We start from the raw sequence: 17,142 nt of genomic DNA on the forward strand, positions 1-17,142 counted from the left end.
TCTGCCTCGCCCGCCGCCGAGCCGACGTCCTGTTCGCCATGCTCCGCGACGGCACCTTCTACGACCCCCAACCCGCCCCGACCCCTTGACCAAAGTCATAGGGGCACCCCCCCGCACGAACGCCGCGTTCGCCGCGCGCATCCGGGCCAGGTGGTCCGGCTTCAGGCGCCCGCCTGGTCGGGCCTCGCGCTCATCGTCACAGGCCTCTGCCTGCACGCCCCGCACTGGACCCCGCCGGAACCCCCGGCTGCGGCTACCGCTTGGGCCAGTGCCACGCCGGCTCGTCCAGAAGCCCCTGCCCCTCGACCACCGTCTGCCCGAACTCCTTGACCAGTTCGATGACTTCGGCCCCGCGCGAGAGTTCGGCGGCCAGCGGGCGGGCGTGGGTGACGACCACGATCTGGGAGTGCTTGGTGGCCGTACGGATCAGGTCGGCGAGCGGGGCGAGCAGGTCGGGGTGCAGGCTCGTTGAGGACGAGCAGCTCGGGCGGGCGCGGGGTGAGCAGCGCCGCGACCCACAGCAGATAGCGCAGGGTGCCGTCGGAGAGTTCGGCGGCGGCGAGGGGGCGGAGCAGTCCGTGCTGGCGCAGCTGGAGTTCGAAGCGGGTGCCGAGCAGGCCGATCTCGACGCGGCTGCCGGGGAACGCGGCGTCCACCGCCTCGTCCAGCGCGTCGCGGTCGCCGATCTCGCGGATCGTCTGGAGCGCGGCCGCCAGGTCGGCGCCGTCGGCGCTCAGCACCGGGGTGCGGGTGCCGACCTGGGCGCTGCGGGCGGGGGCGTGCGCGTCGGTGCGTACGTGGTCGTAGAAGCGCCAGGCGCGGATCTGCTCGCGCACGGCGAGCACGTCGGGGGCGCGCTGCGGGTCGGCGAGCTCGCCGAGCATCGAGTCGTACGGACGGAGCGCGCCGTGCGAACGGTGCCAGGTGCCGTCGGCGGCCCGCACCTTGACGGCGGCGCCCCTGCGCTCCGACAGCAGCGCGGTCGGGCGCAGCACCGGGCCGCTCCAGATCGCCTCCGACTTGATCTCGGGGTCGAGGTTGAACAGGGAGCGGTTGTCGTCCGGGGCGGGGTGGCCGAAGTCGACGGCGTACCCGTACTCGTCGCCCGCGAAGCCGAGGCGCAGGCTGACGGGCTCGCTGCGCACCGTGCCCTGGAGCGGGTGCAGGCCCTCGCGGACCGCGCGGCCCGTCTTCTCGGGACCGGCCCACAGCGTGGAGGGCAGCCCGCCCTCGTGGGCGAGCGCGGCCACGGCGCCGCCCCGGGCCGAGTCGCCGAGCAGCCGCAGCGCCCGGTAGAGGGAGGACTTGCCGGTGCCGTTGGACCCGGTCACGACGTTGAGGCGCCCGAGCGGCACGACGAGCCTTCGCAGGGACCGGTAGTTCTCGACGGCGAGGGTGCGGATCATGCGGTCGAGCCTAAGGAGGGCGGTCCGGGTCCGCCTCCCCGGGCCGCCGCGAAGGCAAGCGGCCGCATGCGAACGGCCCCGGAGGCAGTCATCGCCTCCGGGGCCGTGGCACCACAGCCGGGCCGGGATCAGATCGTCGCGGTGTCGATCACGAACCGGTAGCGCACGTCGCTCGCCAGCACGCGCTCGTACGCCTCGTTGATCTGGTCGGCGCGGATCAGCTCGATCTCGGCGCCCAGGCTGTGCTCGGCGCAGAAGTCGAGCATTTCCTGGGTCTCGGCGATGGAGCCGATCATCGAACCGGCGAGGATCTTGTTGCCGCCGATGAGGCCGAACATGTTGAGCGAGTTCGGCTCCTCGGGGGCACCCACGTTGACGAACGCGCCGCCGGTCTTCAGGAGCGAGAGGTACGCGCCCAGGTCGAGCGGCGCGGACACGGTGGAGACGATCAGGTCGAGGGAGCCCGCGAGCTGCTTGAAGGTGTCCTCGTCGCTGGTCGCGTAGTAGTGGTCGGCGCCCAGCCCCAGGCCGTCGTCCTTCTTGCGCAGCGTCTGGCTGAGCACGGTCACCTCGGCGCCGAGCGCGTGCGCGATCTTCACGCCCATGTGGCCGAGGCCGCCGAGCCCGAGGATGGCGACCTTCTTGCCGGGGCCGGCCTGCCAGCGCTTGAGCGGCGAGTACAGGGTGATGCCGGCGCAGAGCAGCGGGGCCGCGACGTCCAGCGGGATGCTGTCGGGGATGCGCAGGGTGTGGTCGGCGTCCACGACGATGTGCGTGGAGTAGCCGCCGTAGGCGGGCTTGCCGTCCCGGCCGATCGCGTTGTACGTCGAGACGCCGTCCTGGCAGAACTGGTTCTGCCCCGAGAGGCAGGCCTCGCACGTGCCGCAGGAGTCGACGAAGCAGCCGACGCCCGCACGGTCTCCGGCCTGGAACTTGGTGACGGCGGAGCCGACCTCGGTGATCACGCCGGCGATCTCGTGGCCGGGCACCATCGGGAAGATGGCCTCGCCCCAGCCCTCGTTCGCCTGGTGGATGTCGGAGTGGCAGATACCGGCGTACTTGATCTCGATGAGCACGTCGTTCGGTCCCACCGGACGGCGCTCGATGGTGGTGCGCTCCAGGGGAGCCTTGGCGGCGGGGGCGGCGTAGGCGGCGACGGTGGTCATTGCCGTTCTCCTCAGATCTTTGGGGTACGCGGTCCAGCGTGCCCCTTCTCCCGCCCGCCACCCAGGCCCCTGTTCTGCCTACGTCCAGCGTGCGTACCACCGACAGGGTCAGGCTCCCGGTCGTACGACCAGGCCGGTGACCTCGGATACTGGGTGTCATGGACCAGCGCGCCGAACTCAGCGAATTCCTCCGCTCCCGCCGGGCCCGGCTGAAGCCCGAGGACGTGGGGATGCCCGACCACGGGCGCCACCGCAGGGTGCCCGGCCTGCGCCGGGAGGAGCTGGCCCAGCTGGCCGGGGTGTCGGTGGCGTACTACACGCGCCTGGAGCAGGGCAACGCGCAGAACGTGTCGGTGGAGGTCCTGGAGGCGATCGGGCGTGCGCTGCGCCTGACCGACACCGAGCAGAACCATCTGACCCACCTCGCCAAGGGCAAGGCGAAGAAGAAGCGCGCCTCGGCCGCGCGGGCGCACGAGTTCCGTCCGGCGCTGCAGGAGCTGATGGACGCGATGGAGGGCGTGCCCGCGTACCTCGTCGGGCCGCGCCTGGACATCCTCGGCTGGAACCGGATGGCGGCCGCCCTGCTCGGCGACCTGTCCCAACTGCCGCCGCAGGAACGGAACTTGGCGCGCCACGTGTTCCTTGACCCGGCTTCGCGTTCGCTGTACGTCGACTGGCACGCCAAGGCCGTCGACGTGGTGAGCGTGCTGCGGCTGTGCGCGGGCTGCTATCCCGACGACCCGCAACTGACCGCGCTGATCGGCGAGTTGTCGGTCAAGAGCGAGGAGTTCCGCTCGATGTGGGCGGCGCACACCGTCGCCGAGAAGGGGCACGGCGTGAAGCGGCTGCGCCACCCGGTGGTGGGTGAGCTGACGCTGGCGTACGAGACGCTGAAGCTGCCGGACGCGCACGACCTGTCGCTGGTCACCTACCACGCGGAGCCGGGCTCGAAGTCGGCGGAGTCGCTGCGGCTGCTCGGCAGCTGGAGCGCCGAGCAGCCGGTACGAACCTGAAAGGCCCTCGGGTCAGACGGCGGAGCCGGCCTTCCACTGGGCCCAGTTCATGTTCCAGCCGTTGAGGCCGTTGTCGGGCTGGACGGTCTTGTCGTGGGAGTTCTTCATGATGACGACGTCGCCGGTGATCGAGTTGTTGTAGAACCAGGCGGCCATGGTGCCGTCGTCGCCCGCGCCCTTGACGTCGGCCAGGCCGACGCAGCCGTGACTGGTGTTGGCGCTGCCGAAGATGGACTTGGCGCCCCAGTAGTTGCCGTGGATGAAAGTGCCGGACGCGGACAGGCGCATGGCGTGCGGCACGTCCTTGATGTCGTACTCGCCCTTGCCGTCGTCATCGGTGAAGCCGACCGTGGCACCGTTCATGCGGGTCTGCTTGTACTTCTCGGAGATCACCATCTGGCCGTTGTACGTCGGGTGCTCGGGCGAGCCCGCGGAGATCGGGATGGTCTTCACGACCTTGCCGTCCTGGGTGACGGTCATGGTGTGGGTGTTGGCGTCGACGGTGGAGACCTGGTTGCGGCCGATCTTGAAGGTGACCGTCTTCTCCTGGACGCCGGTGATGCCGTTGGAGCCCTCGACGCCGTCCAGGTCCATCTTCATGGTGACGGTCGAGTTCTCCTTCCAGTACTGCTCGGGCCGGAAGTCGAGGCGCTGCGAGCCGAACCAGTGCCCGACGACCTCCTGGCCGCTGCTGGACGAGACCGTGATCTTGGCCTGGACGTCCTTCTTGTTGGTGATCGCCTTGTCGAAGTTGACCGACACCGGCATGCCGACGCCGACGGTGGATCCGTCCTCGGGCGTGAAGTTGCCTATGAAGCTGTTCTTCGGGGAGACGGTGGTGAAGGAGGCGTTCTCGTGCGCCTGGCGCCCCTTGGCGTCCGCCGCGGTCGCCGTGATCTTGTACGTCGCCGAACGCTTCAGGGCCTTCTCGGGCGCCCAGCTCAGGCCGTCGGCGGATATCTTTCCGGCGACCTTGGCGCCGTCGGCGGAGGTCAGCGTCACATCGGTCAGCTTGCCGTCGGCGACGGTGACCTTGGTGTCGCTGTTGATGCCGACGTTGTCCGCGCCGTTCTTGGGCGCGATGGTGATCTTGGCGTCCGAGGTGTCCTTCTCGGCCGCCTTGTCCGCCGCCGCCTGAGCAGACGACGAGCTGTCGGCCTTGGCGTTCGTGCCGCCGCCGTCGTTGCACGCAGAAAGGACCAGTACGCCGCCGAGCACCGCGCACGCCGCCGCGAGACCCTGCTTGCGGCGCTTACTCTCCGTCTTCACACGCTTCTCCATCGTCGCCTCGTCCCCCAAGCCATCACGACTAGAACATCAGACTGCCTGGCGCAGTTCCGCAGTGGGGGTGAATGTGGGGCACACCACGCACCGGCGGACGGGTCGGGGCGGGACGGTACAAGATCACCAAAAGGTCGTTCCCGTACACCTCGCGCCCGCCCGCCCCGCCTCCTCAGCGGCCGTCAGTCCTCGTCATTGCCGTCCTCCTCGTCCAGGTCCCATTCCTCGTCGTCGGGGTCGTAGCCGACCCGCTCGCTGCTCCAGGAGGCCTGGACCAGCTCCGCACCCGGCAGCGCCTCCACGAGGTCCACGGGATCCACGAGGTAGGCGAGTGCCTCCGCTCCGTCTTCCCGTACAGCCGCCTCGGCATGCGCACGTTCCTCGGGCCGCATCGCCGGATCCTCGGCGATGCGCTCCAGGGCGGCCTCCGCCAACTGCCCGGCGTCCTCGATCTCCAGGACCAAATCGACGCGGAGGCGCACATACCGTGATGTCTCTTCTTCGCTCATGCGGGGAGCGTAGGGCTCGAGCGGACCGCGACTTTCCCACGACCCGCTGCTTTCACTAGCATCAGCGCATCCCGCCAATTCGAGGTACTCGCAAGGGGATCGCTCACTTGTCCGTCGCTCGTCGCCCCCTGCTCACCGCCACCGCGGCGGGCACCCTGCTCTGCGCCCTCTGGTTCGTCCCGTCCGCCAACGCGACGGACGAACAGCACCCTTCGACGCCCCCCGCGCACTCCGAGTTCCGGGCCGCCCCCGCCCCAGCCGAAGGCCCCCTCGCGCTGGCCGACACCGGCGGCGCGAACACCTCGCCCTACCTGGTCGGCGGCACGCTGTTCCTGGGACTGGGGGCGGGGTTCGTGACGTACTCGGTCCGCAGATCGAGGACCTGCTGACCTGACTGTGGGTGCCTCAACTTCCGCCGTACGTGCGGAAGTCGGGATCTCTTCCCTTACGGCAAGGGCCGCCCGGGATACGAGATCCAGGGCGGCCCTTGCCGTAGGAGCGGGGGTGGGTCAGGCGAGCGGACCCGTCACCGGCTCGACGGCGGCGACGAGCTTGCCTTCGCGCACGAAGGCGTCGGCGGCGGCCAGGTCGGGGGCGAGGAAGCGGTCCGGGCCGGGGCCCTGGACGCCGGCCGCGCGAACCGCGGTGATGGCGGCCTGCGAGGCCGGCGCGGGGGTGAGGCCCTTGCGCAGCTCGATGCCGCGGGTCGCCGCGTACATCTCGACGGCGATGATGCGGGTCAGGTTGTCGACGGCGGTACGCAGCTTGCGGGCCGCCGACCAGCCCATGGAGACGTGGTCCTCCTGCATGGCGGAGGACGGGATGGAGTCGGCGGATGCGGGCACCGCGAGCCGCTTCATCTCGCTGACCAGGGCGGCCTGCGTGTACTGGGCGATCATGAGCCCGGAGTCGACACCGGCGTCGTCCGCGAGGAACGGCGGCAGGCCGTGGCTGCGGTTCTTGTCGAGGAGACGGTCGGTGCGGCGCTCGGAGATGGAGCCGAGGTCGGCGGCGGCGATCGCGAGGAAGTCCAGGACGTAGGCGACCGGGGCGCCGTGGAAGTTGCCGTTGGACTCGACGCGGCCGTCCGGCAGCACCACCGGGTTGTCGACGGCGGAGGCCAGCTCGCGCTCGGCGACGGTCAGGGCGTACGCGATGGTGTCGCGGCCGGCGCCGTTGACCTGCGGGGCGCAGCGCACCGAGTACGCGTCCTGGACGCGCGGCGCCTCCTCCTCCTGGAAGTGCCCGGTCAGGCCCGAACCCTTGAGCACGGCCAGCATGTTGGCGGCGGAGGCGCCCTGGCCGGGGTGCGGCCGGATGGCGTGCAGCTCGGGCGCCAGGACCTTGTCGGTGCCGAGGAGCGCTTCGAGGGTGAGGGCCGCGGTGATGTCGGCGGAGGTGTAGAGCTTCTTCAGGTCGGCGATGGCCATGCACAGCATGCCGAGCATGCCGTCGGTGCCGTTGAGGAGGGCGAGGCCCTCCTTCTCGCGCAGCTCGACCGGCTCGATGCCGGCCGCGGCGAGCAGCTCACCGGCGGGCTTCACGACGCCGTCGGGGCCCTCGGCGTCACCCTCGCCCATCAGGGTCAGGGCGCAGTGCGAGAGCGGCGCGAGGTCGCCGGAGCAGCCGAGCGAGCCGTACTCGTGGACGACCGGGGTGATGCCCGCATTGAGCACGTCGGCCATGGTCTGCGCGACGGAGGGGCGGACGCCGGTGTGGCCGGAGGCGACGGTCTTCAGGCGCAGGAACATCAGGGCGCGCACGACCTCGCGCTCCACGCGCGGGCCCATGCCGGCGGCGTGCGAGCGCACGATGTTGCGCTGGAGCTGGGCGCGGAGCTCGGGGCTGATGTGCCGGGAGGCCAGGGCACCGAAGCCGGTGGAGACGCCGTACACCGGCTCCGGCTTGGCGGCCAGCGCGTCGACGATCTCGCGCGCCTTGGCCAGCGCGTCGAGCGCCCCGGCGGAGAGCTCGACCTTCGCGTTGCCGCGGGCCACGGCGATGACGTCCTCGGGGGTGGTCCCGGAGGTCCCCACCACGACAGTGTGCATATCCATATTCAGCACCCTACGGATTGAATCTCGTCATGTCACTAGCAGAGGAGGAGGTGGCTCCTTACCGGATCGGACAGCCCTGAGCCCCACGGACGGCCCGCACCCGACCGACCGCACGCGGAAGTGCTCAAACCCCACCGGCGGGACGGCACCGGTCGGGCCGGGAGCGCCAGGGGCGCGGGGAACTGCGCGCCCAGCCACCCACGGTCCGCACCCGACCGCCCGCACGCGGAAGCCCTCAGCTCCGGCCACGGAACCTCCGCCGGTCATGCGGGGCAGAAGGCGGGGCGTCCGCCAGGCGCAGGACCGCTCCGTCCCGGCCCGCCACCACTGGCTTCGCCGAGCGCGCGGCCTTCGCGCGGTACTGGGCCGCGTCCGCGAGGCGGAACAGGCGGCGGGCCGAGCGCATCGGGCCGATGGGGTCGCCCGTCGAGGCCACTCCGCACGCGACCCCCTCGCCCAGCTCCAACTCCCCTGCCCGCAGGCAGAGTTCATCGCTCACGGCCACGACCTCGTCGGCGGAGGGGCCCACCGACAGCAGGCAGAACTCGTCGCCTCCCAGCCGCGCGGCCAGCGCACCCGGCAGCATCGCCCCGCACAGCGACAAGACCGACCCGAAGCGTTCCAGGAGCCGGTCGCCCACCGCATGGCCCAGCGTGTCGTTGACCCGCTTCAGCCCGTTCAGGTCGCAGACCACAAGGCTGACGACCGCGCCGTCGGCCCGGTGCCGCTCGACCGCCTCGTCGAGGCGCATGTCGACCGCGCGGCGGTTGGCGAGCCCGGTGAGCGGGTCGGTGAAGGCCAGGCGGCGCACCTCTTCGAGGCGCTCGGTCTGGACAAGACCGGCGGCGACCACGGAGGCGAGCACCGTGGCGAAGTCCGCGTCGGCCGCATCGAAGACGGGCGCCCCGACGGGCCGCGCCACGTACAACTCGCCCCATGCCCGCCCGTGCATCACGATCGGGGCGACCACGCAGCAGCCCCGGCCGCGCCGGCGCAGCGCCGCGACCCTCCCCCAGCTACCGCTGGGAGGTCCCCCCGCATGTCCGTACCCAGCCCCGCCCCCGGGAGGATCGGCGGCCGTCTCGACCCAGGCGTTGGGCTCGCCGCCGCCGGCCCAGCGCTCGTGCAGGAACTCGGTGATCTCGGGGAACTGGTGCACCGGATACGTCTCGTCCTCGGGGAACTCCTCCTCCCCGTGGGCCCGTTCGCCCTCGTTCACCAGCACCCGAAGGAGCCCCAGCTCGCGCTCCCACACCGAGAGCGCGGTGAAGTTCCCGCCGAGCGCGTCCCGCGCGCCGAGCGCCGCGGCGCGCCAGGACTCCCGCGGCGTGTGCGCCGCGGCCATGGCCTGCGCCAGCGAAACCACGGCCCGCAGCCGGGCATCCTGTCCACCCATTCATCCAGCTTAGGGAGGTTTGGGAGGTTTTGGCCCTTGGAATGTCGGCGCGCATACGCCGTCGCACACACGCCGCCACCGGGGGATCACTCCCCGGGCCACACCGGCTTCCGCTTCTCGTTGAACGCGGCCACGCCCTCCGCGCGGTCACCCGAGAACGCCACCGACCGCCACGCCGCGTCCTCGACCTCCAGGCCGGCCCGCAGGTCGAGTCCCTGGCCGAGCCGCATGGCCCGCTTCGCCGCGCGCAGCCCGACGGGCGAGTTGGCCGCCATCCGCCCGGCGAGCGCGAGCGCCTCCGTACGGGCGTCGTCGGCCAGTACGTCGACGAGCCCCAACTCCCTTGCCTCCGCGGCCTCGACGCGGCGCGCGGTGAAGACCAGCTCGGCGGCGCGGGCCGCGCCGACCCTGCGCGGCAGGAGCTGCGTACCGCCGCCGCCGGGGATGACGCCGACCGACACCTCGGGCAGCCCGACCACGGCGGTCGCGTCGGCCACGATCACGTCGCAGGCGAGCGCCAGCTCGAAGCCGCCGCCGAGCGCGAAGCCGTGCACGGCGGCGACCGTCGGCATGGGCAGTTCGAGCACGCCGGTGTAGGCGGCCCGGGCGGTGGGGCGCTGGCGGACGAGCTCGGCGTCGCTGAAGGAATTGCGCTCCTTCAGGTCCGCGCCGACGCAGAACGCCCGCTCGTTCGTGGAGGTCACCACGGTGACCCGGGCGTCCGGGTCGGCGCCGAGCGCCTCGCAGGCGGCGGCGATGGAACGGGCCATCTCCGTCGACACCGCGTTCATGGCCTTGGGCCGGTCGAGCACCAGCTCGGCGACGTACCCCTCGCGCCGTACGACGACGAACTCCCCGAACCGCTGCTCAGCCATGGAAACCCCTCCGTTAACGAACGTTACGTCGGGGCCGATCCTAGGCTTCGCGGCGGTGCAGGAGCCAGGGCTCCACGACTCCGAGGCCGCGCACCGGGCGCTGCCACATCGGCTGGAGCTGGAAGCGGTACTTCGCGACGGGGGCCGGTTCCTCGCCCTCCTTCTCGGCGGCCAGCGCGTCCTGGGCGGCCTGCGCCTCGGAGACGGGCGCGTCTCCGGTACGGGCCAGCTCCTCGGCGAACGCCCCGTCGACCAGGACGGCGTCCTTGGGGGCTATCGAGGTGAGCCGGCTCGCGAGGTTCACGGTCGTACCGAACACATCGCCCATGCGGGTCGTGACGGTGCCGAACGCGATGCCCACGCGCAGGGCGGGCATCGTCTCGTCGCCGGCCATGGTCTCGATGAGCCGCAGCGATATCTCGGCGGCCGTGCCCGCGTCGTCGGCGGCGAACAGGACCTCGTCGCCCAGCGTCTTGATGAGCCGCCCGCCGTGCGCCGCGACCAGGTCGGCGGCGGTCGTCTCGAAGGCCTCGACGAGCTCGCCGAGCTCCTCCTCCTCCAGCCGCCGGGTGAGCCGGGTGAAACCGACGAGGTCGGCGAAGCCCACCGCGAGGCGGCGGTCCACCATCTCCTCGTCGTCGGCGGCCTGCACGACACGCCCGGTCGCGGCGGCGAGCTGGCGCCGCCACACGTACACCAGGAACTCTTCGAGCTCGGGCAGCAGCAGCTCGACCAGCGGGTACGTGACTTCCGTACGGGTCATGCCGGGCTCGGGCGGCTCGGTGAGACCCTCCAGAAAAGAATCGATCTGCCATTCGGCCAGCCGGGCGGTGGTCTGCCCCGTGGAGCGCGCGACCTGCACCGCCATGGGCTCGCTGAGCAGCCCCGCCTCGACGAGTCCGGCGAGCCGGCGCAGGGCCAGCACATCGGCCTCGGTGAGCGCCTTGGCCTGCCCGATGTCGGCGAACCCCATGGCCCGCCAGAACCGGGACGCCAGCTCCATGGAGACGCCCGCGGTACGGGCCGCCTGGAAGGGCGTGTAGCGCCGGTCGGCACCGAGGATGAGCTGTTCGAGCCGGATGGCGAGCGGGTCGTCGGTGGGCTCGGCGGTGTGGTCGACGGCGTGGTGCGGCGTCGGATACGCGGAGGACGGGGGGTCCGAAGGGGTGCCGGAGGCGCCGCCGGAGCTGCCGCCGGTACCGGTACCGGCGCCCGCACCGGACCGTGTCTCGTCGACGGTCACCGGCCGCCTCCTGCCCGTTGCCTGCGCACTGCCCTGCCGATCTGTCGCTGGATCGGGCTCAACGATACGGCAGGTGTGCCGTAGCTCACGTCCCGGGAGCGACCACTCCACCCGCCTAGGGTGCGGCCGGCCGCAGGTGGACGATGTCTCCCGCCGCCACCGGGCGCTGCACGCCCTCCGCCGTGGCAAGGACCAGCCGTCCGTCGCCGTCCACCGCCACCGCCTCGCCCTCGACCGACTGGCCGCCGGGCAGCTCCGCCCGCACCGTGCGGCCCAGTGTCGCGCAGGCCGCCGCGTACGCCTCCTGGAGGCCGGTTGCCGCCGGGTCGCCCGATGCCGCGCGCCACGAGCCGTACCACTGCTCAAGGGAGCGCAGGACCGCGCGCAGCAGGGTGTCGCGGTCCGTGGAGACGGCTCCGGCGAGCGCGAGGGAGCCCGCGCCGGGAACGGGGAGTTCGTCGGCGCGCAGGGTCACGTTGAGGCCGATGCCGACGACGACGCCGTCCGCGCCGGCCCGCTCGGCGAGGATCCCGCCCGCCTTGCGCTCGTCCCCGTCCACAGTGACAAGGAGGTCGTTGGGCCACTTCAGCGCGGTGTCGACGCCCGCCGCCTTCGCGAGCCCCGTCGACACGGCGACGCCGGTGAGCAGCGGCAGCCACCCCCACCGCTCGACCGGCACCGACGCGCCCGGCTTCAGGAGTACGGAGAAGAAGAGCCCGGAGCGGGCCGGCGCCGACCAGCGCCGGTCCAGGCGCCCGCGCCCCGCGGTCTGCTCCTCGGCGACCAGGACCGCGCCCTCGCCGAGCTCGTCCGCCTTCCCCGCGAGGTCGGAGTTGGTGGAGCCGGTCGCGGTGACCACGTCCAGGGAGGTCCACAGCGCGTCCGGCCGCAGCAGGGCGCGGCGCAGCGCGGTGGCGTTCAGGGGCGGCCGGTCGAGGTCGGACCAGCGGCTGTCGGAAGCGTCCGGGGGTGTCATGCAGCCAGGTTAGGCCGCAATTGCAAGGCGCCCCGGGTGTGGCAAACGCCGCACTGCCGAACCGTATCGGCGCCACTACCCTACGAGTCAGTAGCCAGCCTACGAGTCAACAGCCAGCCACCCCGTGACCAGGCAGGGAGCCGCATCCCGATGTCCGAGCCGGAAAACGCCCAGAGCGACGCCACCGTCGACATCCACACCACCGCCGGAAAGCTGGCGGATCTGCAGCGCCGCATCGACGAGGCGACCCACGCCGGCTCCGCGCGCGCGATCGAAAAGCAGCACGCCAAGGGCAAGTTGACGGCCCGTGAGCGGGTCGACCTGCTCATGGACGAGGGCTCGTTCGTCGAGCTGGACGAGTTCGCCCGGCACCGCTCGACCAACTTCGGCATCGAGAAGAACCGCCCGTACGGGGACGGCGTGGTCACCGGGTACGGGACCGTCGACGGCCGCCCGGTGTGCGTCTACTCGCAGGACTTCACCATCTTCGGCGGCTCGCTGGGCGAGGTCTACGGCGAGAAGATCGTCAAGGTGATGGACTTCGCGCTGAAGACCGGCTGCCCGGTCATCGGCATCAACGACGGCGGCGGCGCGCGCATCCAGGAAGGCGTGGTCGCGCTCGGCCTGTTCGCCGAGATCTTCCGCCGCAACGTGCACGCCTCGGGCGTCGTCCCGCAGATCTCCCTGATCGTCGGCCCGTGCGCGGGCGGCGCGGTGTACTCCCCCGCGATCACCGACTTCACGGTGATGGTCGACCAGACCTCGCACATGTTCATCACCGGGCCCGACGTCATCAAGACCGTCACCGGCGAAGACGTCGGCTTCGAGGAGCTCGGCGGCGCGCGCACGCACAACACGACCTCGGGCGTGGCGCACCACATGGCGGGCGACGAGAAGGACGCGATCGAGTACGTCAAGTCCCTGCTGTCCTACCTGCCGTCCAACAACCTGAGCGAGCCCCCGGCCTTCCCCGAGGAGGCCGACCTGGAGACCACGGACGAGGACCGCGAGCTCGACACCCTCATCCCGGACTCCGCGAACCAGCCGTACGACATGCACACCGCCATCGAGCACGTCCTGGACGACGGCGAGTTCCTGGAGACGCAGGCCCTGTTCGCGCCGAACATCGTCACCGGCTTCGGCCGCGTCGAGGGCTTCCCGGTCGGCATCGTCGCCAACCAGCCGATGCAGTTCGCGGGCTGCCTCGACATCAACGCCTCCGAGAAGGCCGCGCGCTTCGTGCGCACCTGCGACGCGTTCAACGTCCCGGTCCTGACCTTCGTCGACGTCCCCGGCTTCCTTCCCGGGGTCGACCAGGAGTACGGCGGCATCATCCGGCGCGGCGCCAAGCTGATCTACGCGTACGCCGAGGCGACGGTCCCGCTGATCACCGTCATCACCCGCAAGGCGTTCGGCGGCGCGTACGACGTCATGGGCTCCAAGCACCTGGGCGCCGACCTCAACCTGGCCTGGCCGACCGCGCAGATCGCGGTCATGGGCGCGCAGGGCGCGGTGAACATCCTGCACCGCCGCACGATCGCGGCCGCCTCCGACCAGGAGTCGACCCGGGCCGAACTGATCGCGGACTACGAGGACACGCTCCTCAACCCGTACATCGCGGCCGAGCGGGGCTACGTCGACGCGGTGATCATGCCGTCGGAGACCCGCGCCCACATCGTGAAGGGCCTGCGTCAGCTGCGTACGAAGCGGGAATCCCTCCCTCCGAAGAAGCACGGCAACATCCCCCTCTAGGCCCTGGTAAGGAGCCGCTGTGATCAAGGTCGTACGGGGCAACCCGACCCCGGAGGAGCTGGCCGCCGCACTCGCGGTGGTCCAGGCGCGCGCCGCGGCGACGGCTTCGTCCGCGTCCACCGCGGCGCGGACACCGGAGGGGTGGTCCGACCCCGCGCGGATCGCCGGGCGCGCCCTGCCCCGACCCGGGGCTCGTACGTGGGCCCGCACGTACTGGCCGGCGTGAGCGGTCGGCCGGGCTGAGGGGTGCGGGGTTTCCGACGGCGGCCCGTCTGCGGCCTTTCGCGCAGTTCCCCGCACCCCTGAAACCCACCTTCGGCCGCGGACCGCGCGTGGCTGATCGCGCAGTTCCCCGCGCCCCTGCAGGGCGCCCAGCGCTGTCGGTGCCGGGGGCATTTCAGCCTGTCATGGGGGTCCCCCTGGCCCTTAAGGCCTTGGGGGAGTTCGAGGACGAGCGCCGAACAGGCGCGAACGGGGGTGCGGGGGCTCCGCCCCCGCGGGGGTCTGGGGCGCAGCCCCAGGAACCGAACCACCCAACCCCCTGCACGGGCGGGTGGGAAGACGCCCGGGGTCTGGGGCGAAGCCCCAGGGGGTGGTCAGAGGAGCTTGGCCAGCACCTCTGCCATCGCCCGGTACCCCGCGTCGTTGGGGTGCAGCGTGTCCCCCGAGTCGTAAGCCGGTGCGAGCCGATCGGGGTCGGCCTTCGAGGCCAGCGCCTTGTCGAAGTCCGCCACCGCGTCGAACGCACCAGACGTACGGATCCACTCGTTCACCTCGTCACTGACCCGCGCCGAGTGCTCACCCCAGTGGTCCGACCCCTTGAGCGGCAGCAGCGTCGCGCCGACCGCCTTCAGCCCCCTGCTGTGCGCCTGGCGGATCAACTCCCGGTAGCCGTCGATGAGTTGGGCACTGGAGACTACCGGCGCCGGCTTGTACGTGGGCTGCGGTTTCGGCCCCTTCTGGGCCTCGCTGAACCCGATGTCGTTGACGCCTTCGAGGACGACGACCGTCGAGACGCCGGGCTGGTCGAGCACGTCCCGCCCGAAGCGCGCGGCGGACCGCTCCCCGTACCAGGCCGAGTCGTTGAGTACGAGGTTGCCGCCGATGCCCGCGTTGAGGACGGGCCGGCCGGTGCGTTCGGCCAGCGCGTCGGAGTAGCGGCGGTTGGCGCCCGTGGTCGAGCCGAAGCCGTCCGTGATGGAGTCCCCGAACAGGGCGACGCCGTCACGCCTCGCCCCGCCGCCGACCTCGACGCCGGAGAGGTAGTACCAGGACCGACTGGTCGCGGTGAAGGCGCGGCCCGACGGGTCCGCCCGGTGGTCGCCCTCGGCCCGGTAGGTGTCGGCGAAGCCCTGCGCGTGGAAGGTGGCGGGCCCGGTCGTTCCGGCGAAGTAGAGGGTGACGGTCACCGAATCGAGCCGCTCCAGGCCGAGTCGGGCCGCGTCGCTGCGCAGCTCACCGTGCGCCGGGACGCTCACGGACTTCCTGCCGCCGAAGGTCAACTCCCTTACGGAGCCCGGCTGTACGTCCGCACGCTGCCCGGCCTTGGCGACGGTGGCCCCGGTGAGGGCGAGCGGTGAGGTGCCGTACGCGTTGGACAGCCGGATGCGGAGCCGGTCGCCGCCCTCGGTGACCCGCACGACCTGGCGGACGCTCTGGTGCGAGAAGCCCTCCTGCGACCAGTTGGGGGTGAACCCGGTCGAGGGGAGCTGGGGCGACGCGGCCCACGCCGCACCCCACGCGACGGGCCGGGCGGAGGACGGCTGCGCCCCGGCGAGCAGCGCGAGCGCGGCAGCACCGGCGGCCAGCGGGACACCGCCCCGGCGGACCCCCCTGCCGATCCCGACCCCGCCGACCCCGCCCTTGTCGATCCTGGACCTGTTCATGGCGATCTCCCCTGTTCACGACGGACCAACCGCAACCCTTAATGGTTCACTGGTTCCGTTAACTCGGGACAGTAACAGCCCTCGCTTGCTAATGGAACCCGTGGACCGTTTACGGAGCGGGTGGGGGTCGGCCGGTGCGTGCCGCGCATGAACGGGAGATGAAGTACCGGTCCGCAATTGGTCAATTGACACGGGGCATCTTGAGTACCCGTACTCAGGCGCTCCAACAGCCCTGGTCCCACTATCGATTACATGCTGTGGTCAGACCCGGAGAACGAGCCGCCCAAGGAACTGCGCGACGCCCAGGCCATGATGCGCCGGGCGGGCCTGTTCCTCGCCCTGGCCATGGTGATCGCCATGCTCGTGGCCGGCCTGCACTGAGGGGCCGGGGCCGAGTCCGGGCGCCTACGATGGCGCCCATGACTGCTCAGCGCCGCCTCGTCCTCGCCTCCCAATCGCCCGCCCGGCTCGGGCTGCTCCGCCAGGCCGGGCTCGCGCCCGAGGTGATCGTCAGCGGCGTCGACGAGGACGCCCTGACCGCACCCAGCCCCGCCGAGCTCGCCCTCGTACTCGCCGAGGCGAAGGCGGACGCGGTGGCCGGCCGCCCCGAGGCCGCCGACGCGCTGGTCATCGGCTGCGACTCGGTGCTCGAACTCGACGGCCAGGCGCTCGGCAAGCCCGCCGACGCCGAGGACGCGACGGCCCGCTGGAAGTCGATGCGCGGCCGCTCCGGCGTGCTGCAGACCGGGCACTGCGTGATCGACACGGCGACCGGCGAGCGTGCCTCGGCGACCGCGTCGACGGTCGTACGATTCGGCGAGCCCACCGACGCGGAGATCGCGGCGTACGTGGCGAGCGGCGAACCGCTCTACGTGGCAGGGGCGTTCACGCTCGACGGCCGCTCGGCGCCCTTCGTCGACTCGATCGAGGGCGACCACGGAAACGTCATCGGGCTCTCGCTGCCCCTGCTGCGCAAGCTGCTCGCCGAGCTCGGCGTCTCGATCACCGACCTCTGGGTGTAGCGCCGGGGTCAGGCGGCGGCCGGGGCTCCGCCGGGGGCCCCGCCATCCTTGGGCTCGGGCTCGGGGCGCTCCTTCACGTACGCCAGGAGTACGAAGACGAGCAGCGCGAGCACCACCATCAGGTACCCGAAGGCGGCCCAGCCGACCAGGCCGACGGTGAGCGCGCCGAGCACGCCGTGCACCACCGCGCAGGCGATCACCGCGATACGGGCGAAGCGGCCCGGGGCGCGGTCGCGGATGCCGATGGTCAGCAGGACGATGCCGCAGGCCGCGAGGAAGATCCCGAACAGCGCGCCCGCGACCCACGCTCCGGTGGATATCGCGTCCGGATCGAGCCCGGCCATGGACATGTGCTGGTTGTCGGCGACCTTGCCCAGCACCCAGTTGACGAGCACGACGGCGCAGGCCTCGGCGAAGAGAATGAGCGCGGCCACGATGGCGATCGGTCGACGCAGCACGCGCGACACCCCCCTGTTACCCCTAGTACGGCGATGATCCGCACGCTACTAACCGGTAAGGGGTCGTACAAGAGTCTGGACAACAACGGTGGCCGACCCTGG

The 17,142-nt window shown here is 71.7% G+C and carries 17 protein-coding genes; 6 read left to right on the forward strand and 11 right to left on the reverse strand.

Translation table 11 applies throughout. The annotated features are described in order from the left end of the window. Positions 1 to 161 precede the first annotated feature (161 nt). Both IE206_RS16320 and IE206_RS16325 read right to left on the reverse strand, forming a co-directional pair. The gene (locus IE206_RS16320) at positions 162 to 1,406 is read right to left on the reverse strand and encodes an AAA family ATPase (RefSeq protein WP_226598874.1); all 1,245 of its coding nucleotides are present in this window, start codon (positions 1,404 to 1,406) and stop codon (positions 162 to 164) included. A gap of 128 nt (positions 1,407 to 1,534) precedes the next feature. Beyond that, positions 1,535 to 2,572: an NAD(P)-dependent alcohol dehydrogenase gene (locus tag IE206_RS16325; protein WP_189962901.1), complete on the reverse strand. Its 1,038-nt coding sequence runs from the start codon at positions 2,570 to 2,572 to the stop codon at positions 1,535 to 1,537. 158 nt (positions 2,573 to 2,730) lie between these two features. Between IE206_RS16325 and IE206_RS16330 the strand changes: the two genes are divergently transcribed. Beyond that, positions 2,731 to 3,585, forward strand: coding sequence for a helix-turn-helix domain-containing protein (locus IE206_RS16330; RefSeq protein ID WP_189962902.1), 855 nt, complete (start codon positions 2,731 to 2,733; stop codon positions 3,583 to 3,585). A gap of 12 nt (positions 3,586 to 3,597) precedes the next feature. Here IE206_RS16330 and IE206_RS16335 read toward each other — a convergent pair whose 3' ends face one another. After that, the gene (locus tag IE206_RS16335; RefSeq protein ID WP_189962903.1) at positions 3,598 to 4,866 is read right to left on the reverse strand and encodes a L,D-transpeptidase; all 1,269 of its coding nucleotides are present in this window, start codon (positions 4,864 to 4,866) and stop codon (positions 3,598 to 3,600) included. Positions 4,867 to 5,048: 182 nt separating this feature from the next. Next, complete coding sequence (locus IE206_RS16340; RefSeq protein ID WP_189962904.1) at positions 5,049 to 5,375, reverse strand: hypothetical protein; 327 nt, start codon at positions 5,373 to 5,375, stop codon at positions 5,049 to 5,051. Between the two features lie 107 nt (positions 5,376 to 5,482). Between IE206_RS16340 and IE206_RS16345 the strand changes: the two genes are divergently transcribed. Continuing rightward, positions 5,483 to 5,764 (forward strand): LPXTG cell wall anchor domain-containing protein, encoded by a 282-nt coding sequence (locus IE206_RS16345; RefSeq protein ID WP_189962905.1) that lies wholly within the window; start codon positions 5,483 to 5,485, stop codon positions 5,762 to 5,764. A 120-nt stretch (positions 5,765 to 5,884) separates the two neighbouring features. On the opposite strand, the gene hutH is transcribed toward IE206_RS16345, so the two are convergent. From hutH to IE206_RS16370, 5 genes are all read right to left on the reverse strand, one after another. Continuing rightward, positions 5,885 to 7,426 carry a histidine ammonia-lyase gene (gene hutH, locus IE206_RS16350; protein WP_189963121.1) on the reverse strand — a complete coding sequence of 514 codons (1,542 nt, stop codon included), beginning with the start codon at positions 7,424 to 7,426 and terminating at the stop codon, positions 5,885 to 5,887. A gap of 241 nt (positions 7,427 to 7,667) precedes the next feature. After that, the gene (locus IE206_RS16355) at positions 7,668 to 8,828 is read right to left on the reverse strand and encodes a GGDEF domain-containing protein (RefSeq protein ID WP_189962906.1); all 1,161 of its coding nucleotides are present in this window, start codon (positions 8,826 to 8,828) and stop codon (positions 7,668 to 7,670) included. An 86-nt stretch (positions 8,829 to 8,914) separates the two neighbouring features. Beyond that, positions 8,915 to 9,703, reverse strand: a complete 789-nt coding sequence (locus IE206_RS16360; protein ID WP_189962907.1) for an enoyl-CoA hydratase/isomerase family protein — start codon at positions 9,701 to 9,703, stop codon at positions 8,915 to 8,917. A 40-nt stretch (positions 9,704 to 9,743) separates the two neighbouring features. Then, positions 9,744 to 10,946 (reverse strand): adenylate/guanylate cyclase domain-containing protein, encoded by a 1,203-nt coding sequence (locus IE206_RS16365; RefSeq protein WP_189962908.1) that lies wholly within the window; start codon positions 10,944 to 10,946, stop codon positions 9,744 to 9,746. A gap of 115 nt (positions 10,947 to 11,061) precedes the next feature. Next, on the reverse strand, positions 11,062 to 11,922 hold the full coding sequence (locus tag IE206_RS16370; RefSeq protein ID WP_189962909.1) for a biotin--[acetyl-CoA-carboxylase] ligase: 861 nt from the start codon (positions 11,920 to 11,922) through the stop codon (positions 11,062 to 11,064). Between the two features lie 150 nt (positions 11,923 to 12,072). Between IE206_RS16370 and IE206_RS16375 the strand changes: the two genes are divergently transcribed. Both IE206_RS16375 and IE206_RS16380 read left to right on the forward strand, forming a co-directional pair. Next, positions 12,073 to 13,674 carry an acyl-CoA carboxylase subunit beta gene (locus IE206_RS16375; protein ID WP_189962910.1) on the forward strand — a complete coding sequence of 534 codons (1,602 nt, stop codon included), beginning with the start codon at positions 12,073 to 12,075 and terminating at the stop codon, positions 13,672 to 13,674. 19 nt (positions 13,675 to 13,693) lie between these two features. Beyond that, complete coding sequence (locus IE206_RS16380) at positions 13,694 to 13,900, forward strand: acyl-CoA carboxylase epsilon subunit (protein ID WP_189962911.1); 207 nt, start codon at positions 13,694 to 13,696, stop codon at positions 13,898 to 13,900. A 370-nt stretch (positions 13,901 to 14,270) separates the two neighbouring features. Here IE206_RS16380 and IE206_RS16385 read toward each other — a convergent pair whose 3' ends face one another. Further along, entirely contained in the window at positions 14,271 to 15,560 is a 1,290-nt protein-coding gene (locus tag IE206_RS16385; RefSeq protein ID WP_189962912.1) for an SGNH/GDSL hydrolase family protein, read from the reverse strand. 252 nt (positions 15,561 to 15,812) lie between these two features. On the opposite strand from IE206_RS16385, the gene mmpB reads away from it, so the two are divergent. Then, positions 15,813 to 15,941 carry a morphogenic membrane protein MmpB gene (mmpB, locus tag IE206_RS43170; protein ID WP_264198151.1) on the forward strand — a complete coding sequence of 43 codons (129 nt, stop codon included), beginning with the start codon at positions 15,813 to 15,815 and terminating at the stop codon, positions 15,939 to 15,941. Between the two features lie 29 nt (positions 15,942 to 15,970). Then, the gene (locus IE206_RS16390; protein ID WP_189962913.1) at positions 15,971 to 16,582 is read left to right on the forward strand and encodes a Maf family protein; all 612 of its coding nucleotides are present in this window, start codon (positions 15,971 to 15,973) and stop codon (positions 16,580 to 16,582) included. Between the two features lie 8 nt (positions 16,583 to 16,590). Here the strand turns inward: IE206_RS16390 and IE206_RS16395 are convergent, their stop codons facing one another. Continuing rightward, the gene (locus IE206_RS16395; RefSeq protein WP_226598881.1) at positions 16,591 to 17,037 is read right to left on the reverse strand and encodes a hypothetical protein; all 447 of its coding nucleotides are present in this window, start codon (positions 17,035 to 17,037) and stop codon (positions 16,591 to 16,593) included. Positions 17,038 to 17,142: the final 105 nt, after the last annotated feature.

This window comes from Streptomyces violascens, from assembly GCF_014649955.1.
In the GTDB taxonomy this organism is placed as follows: Bacteria; Actinomycetota; Actinomycetes; order Streptomycetales; family Streptomycetaceae; genus Streptomyces; species Streptomyces violascens.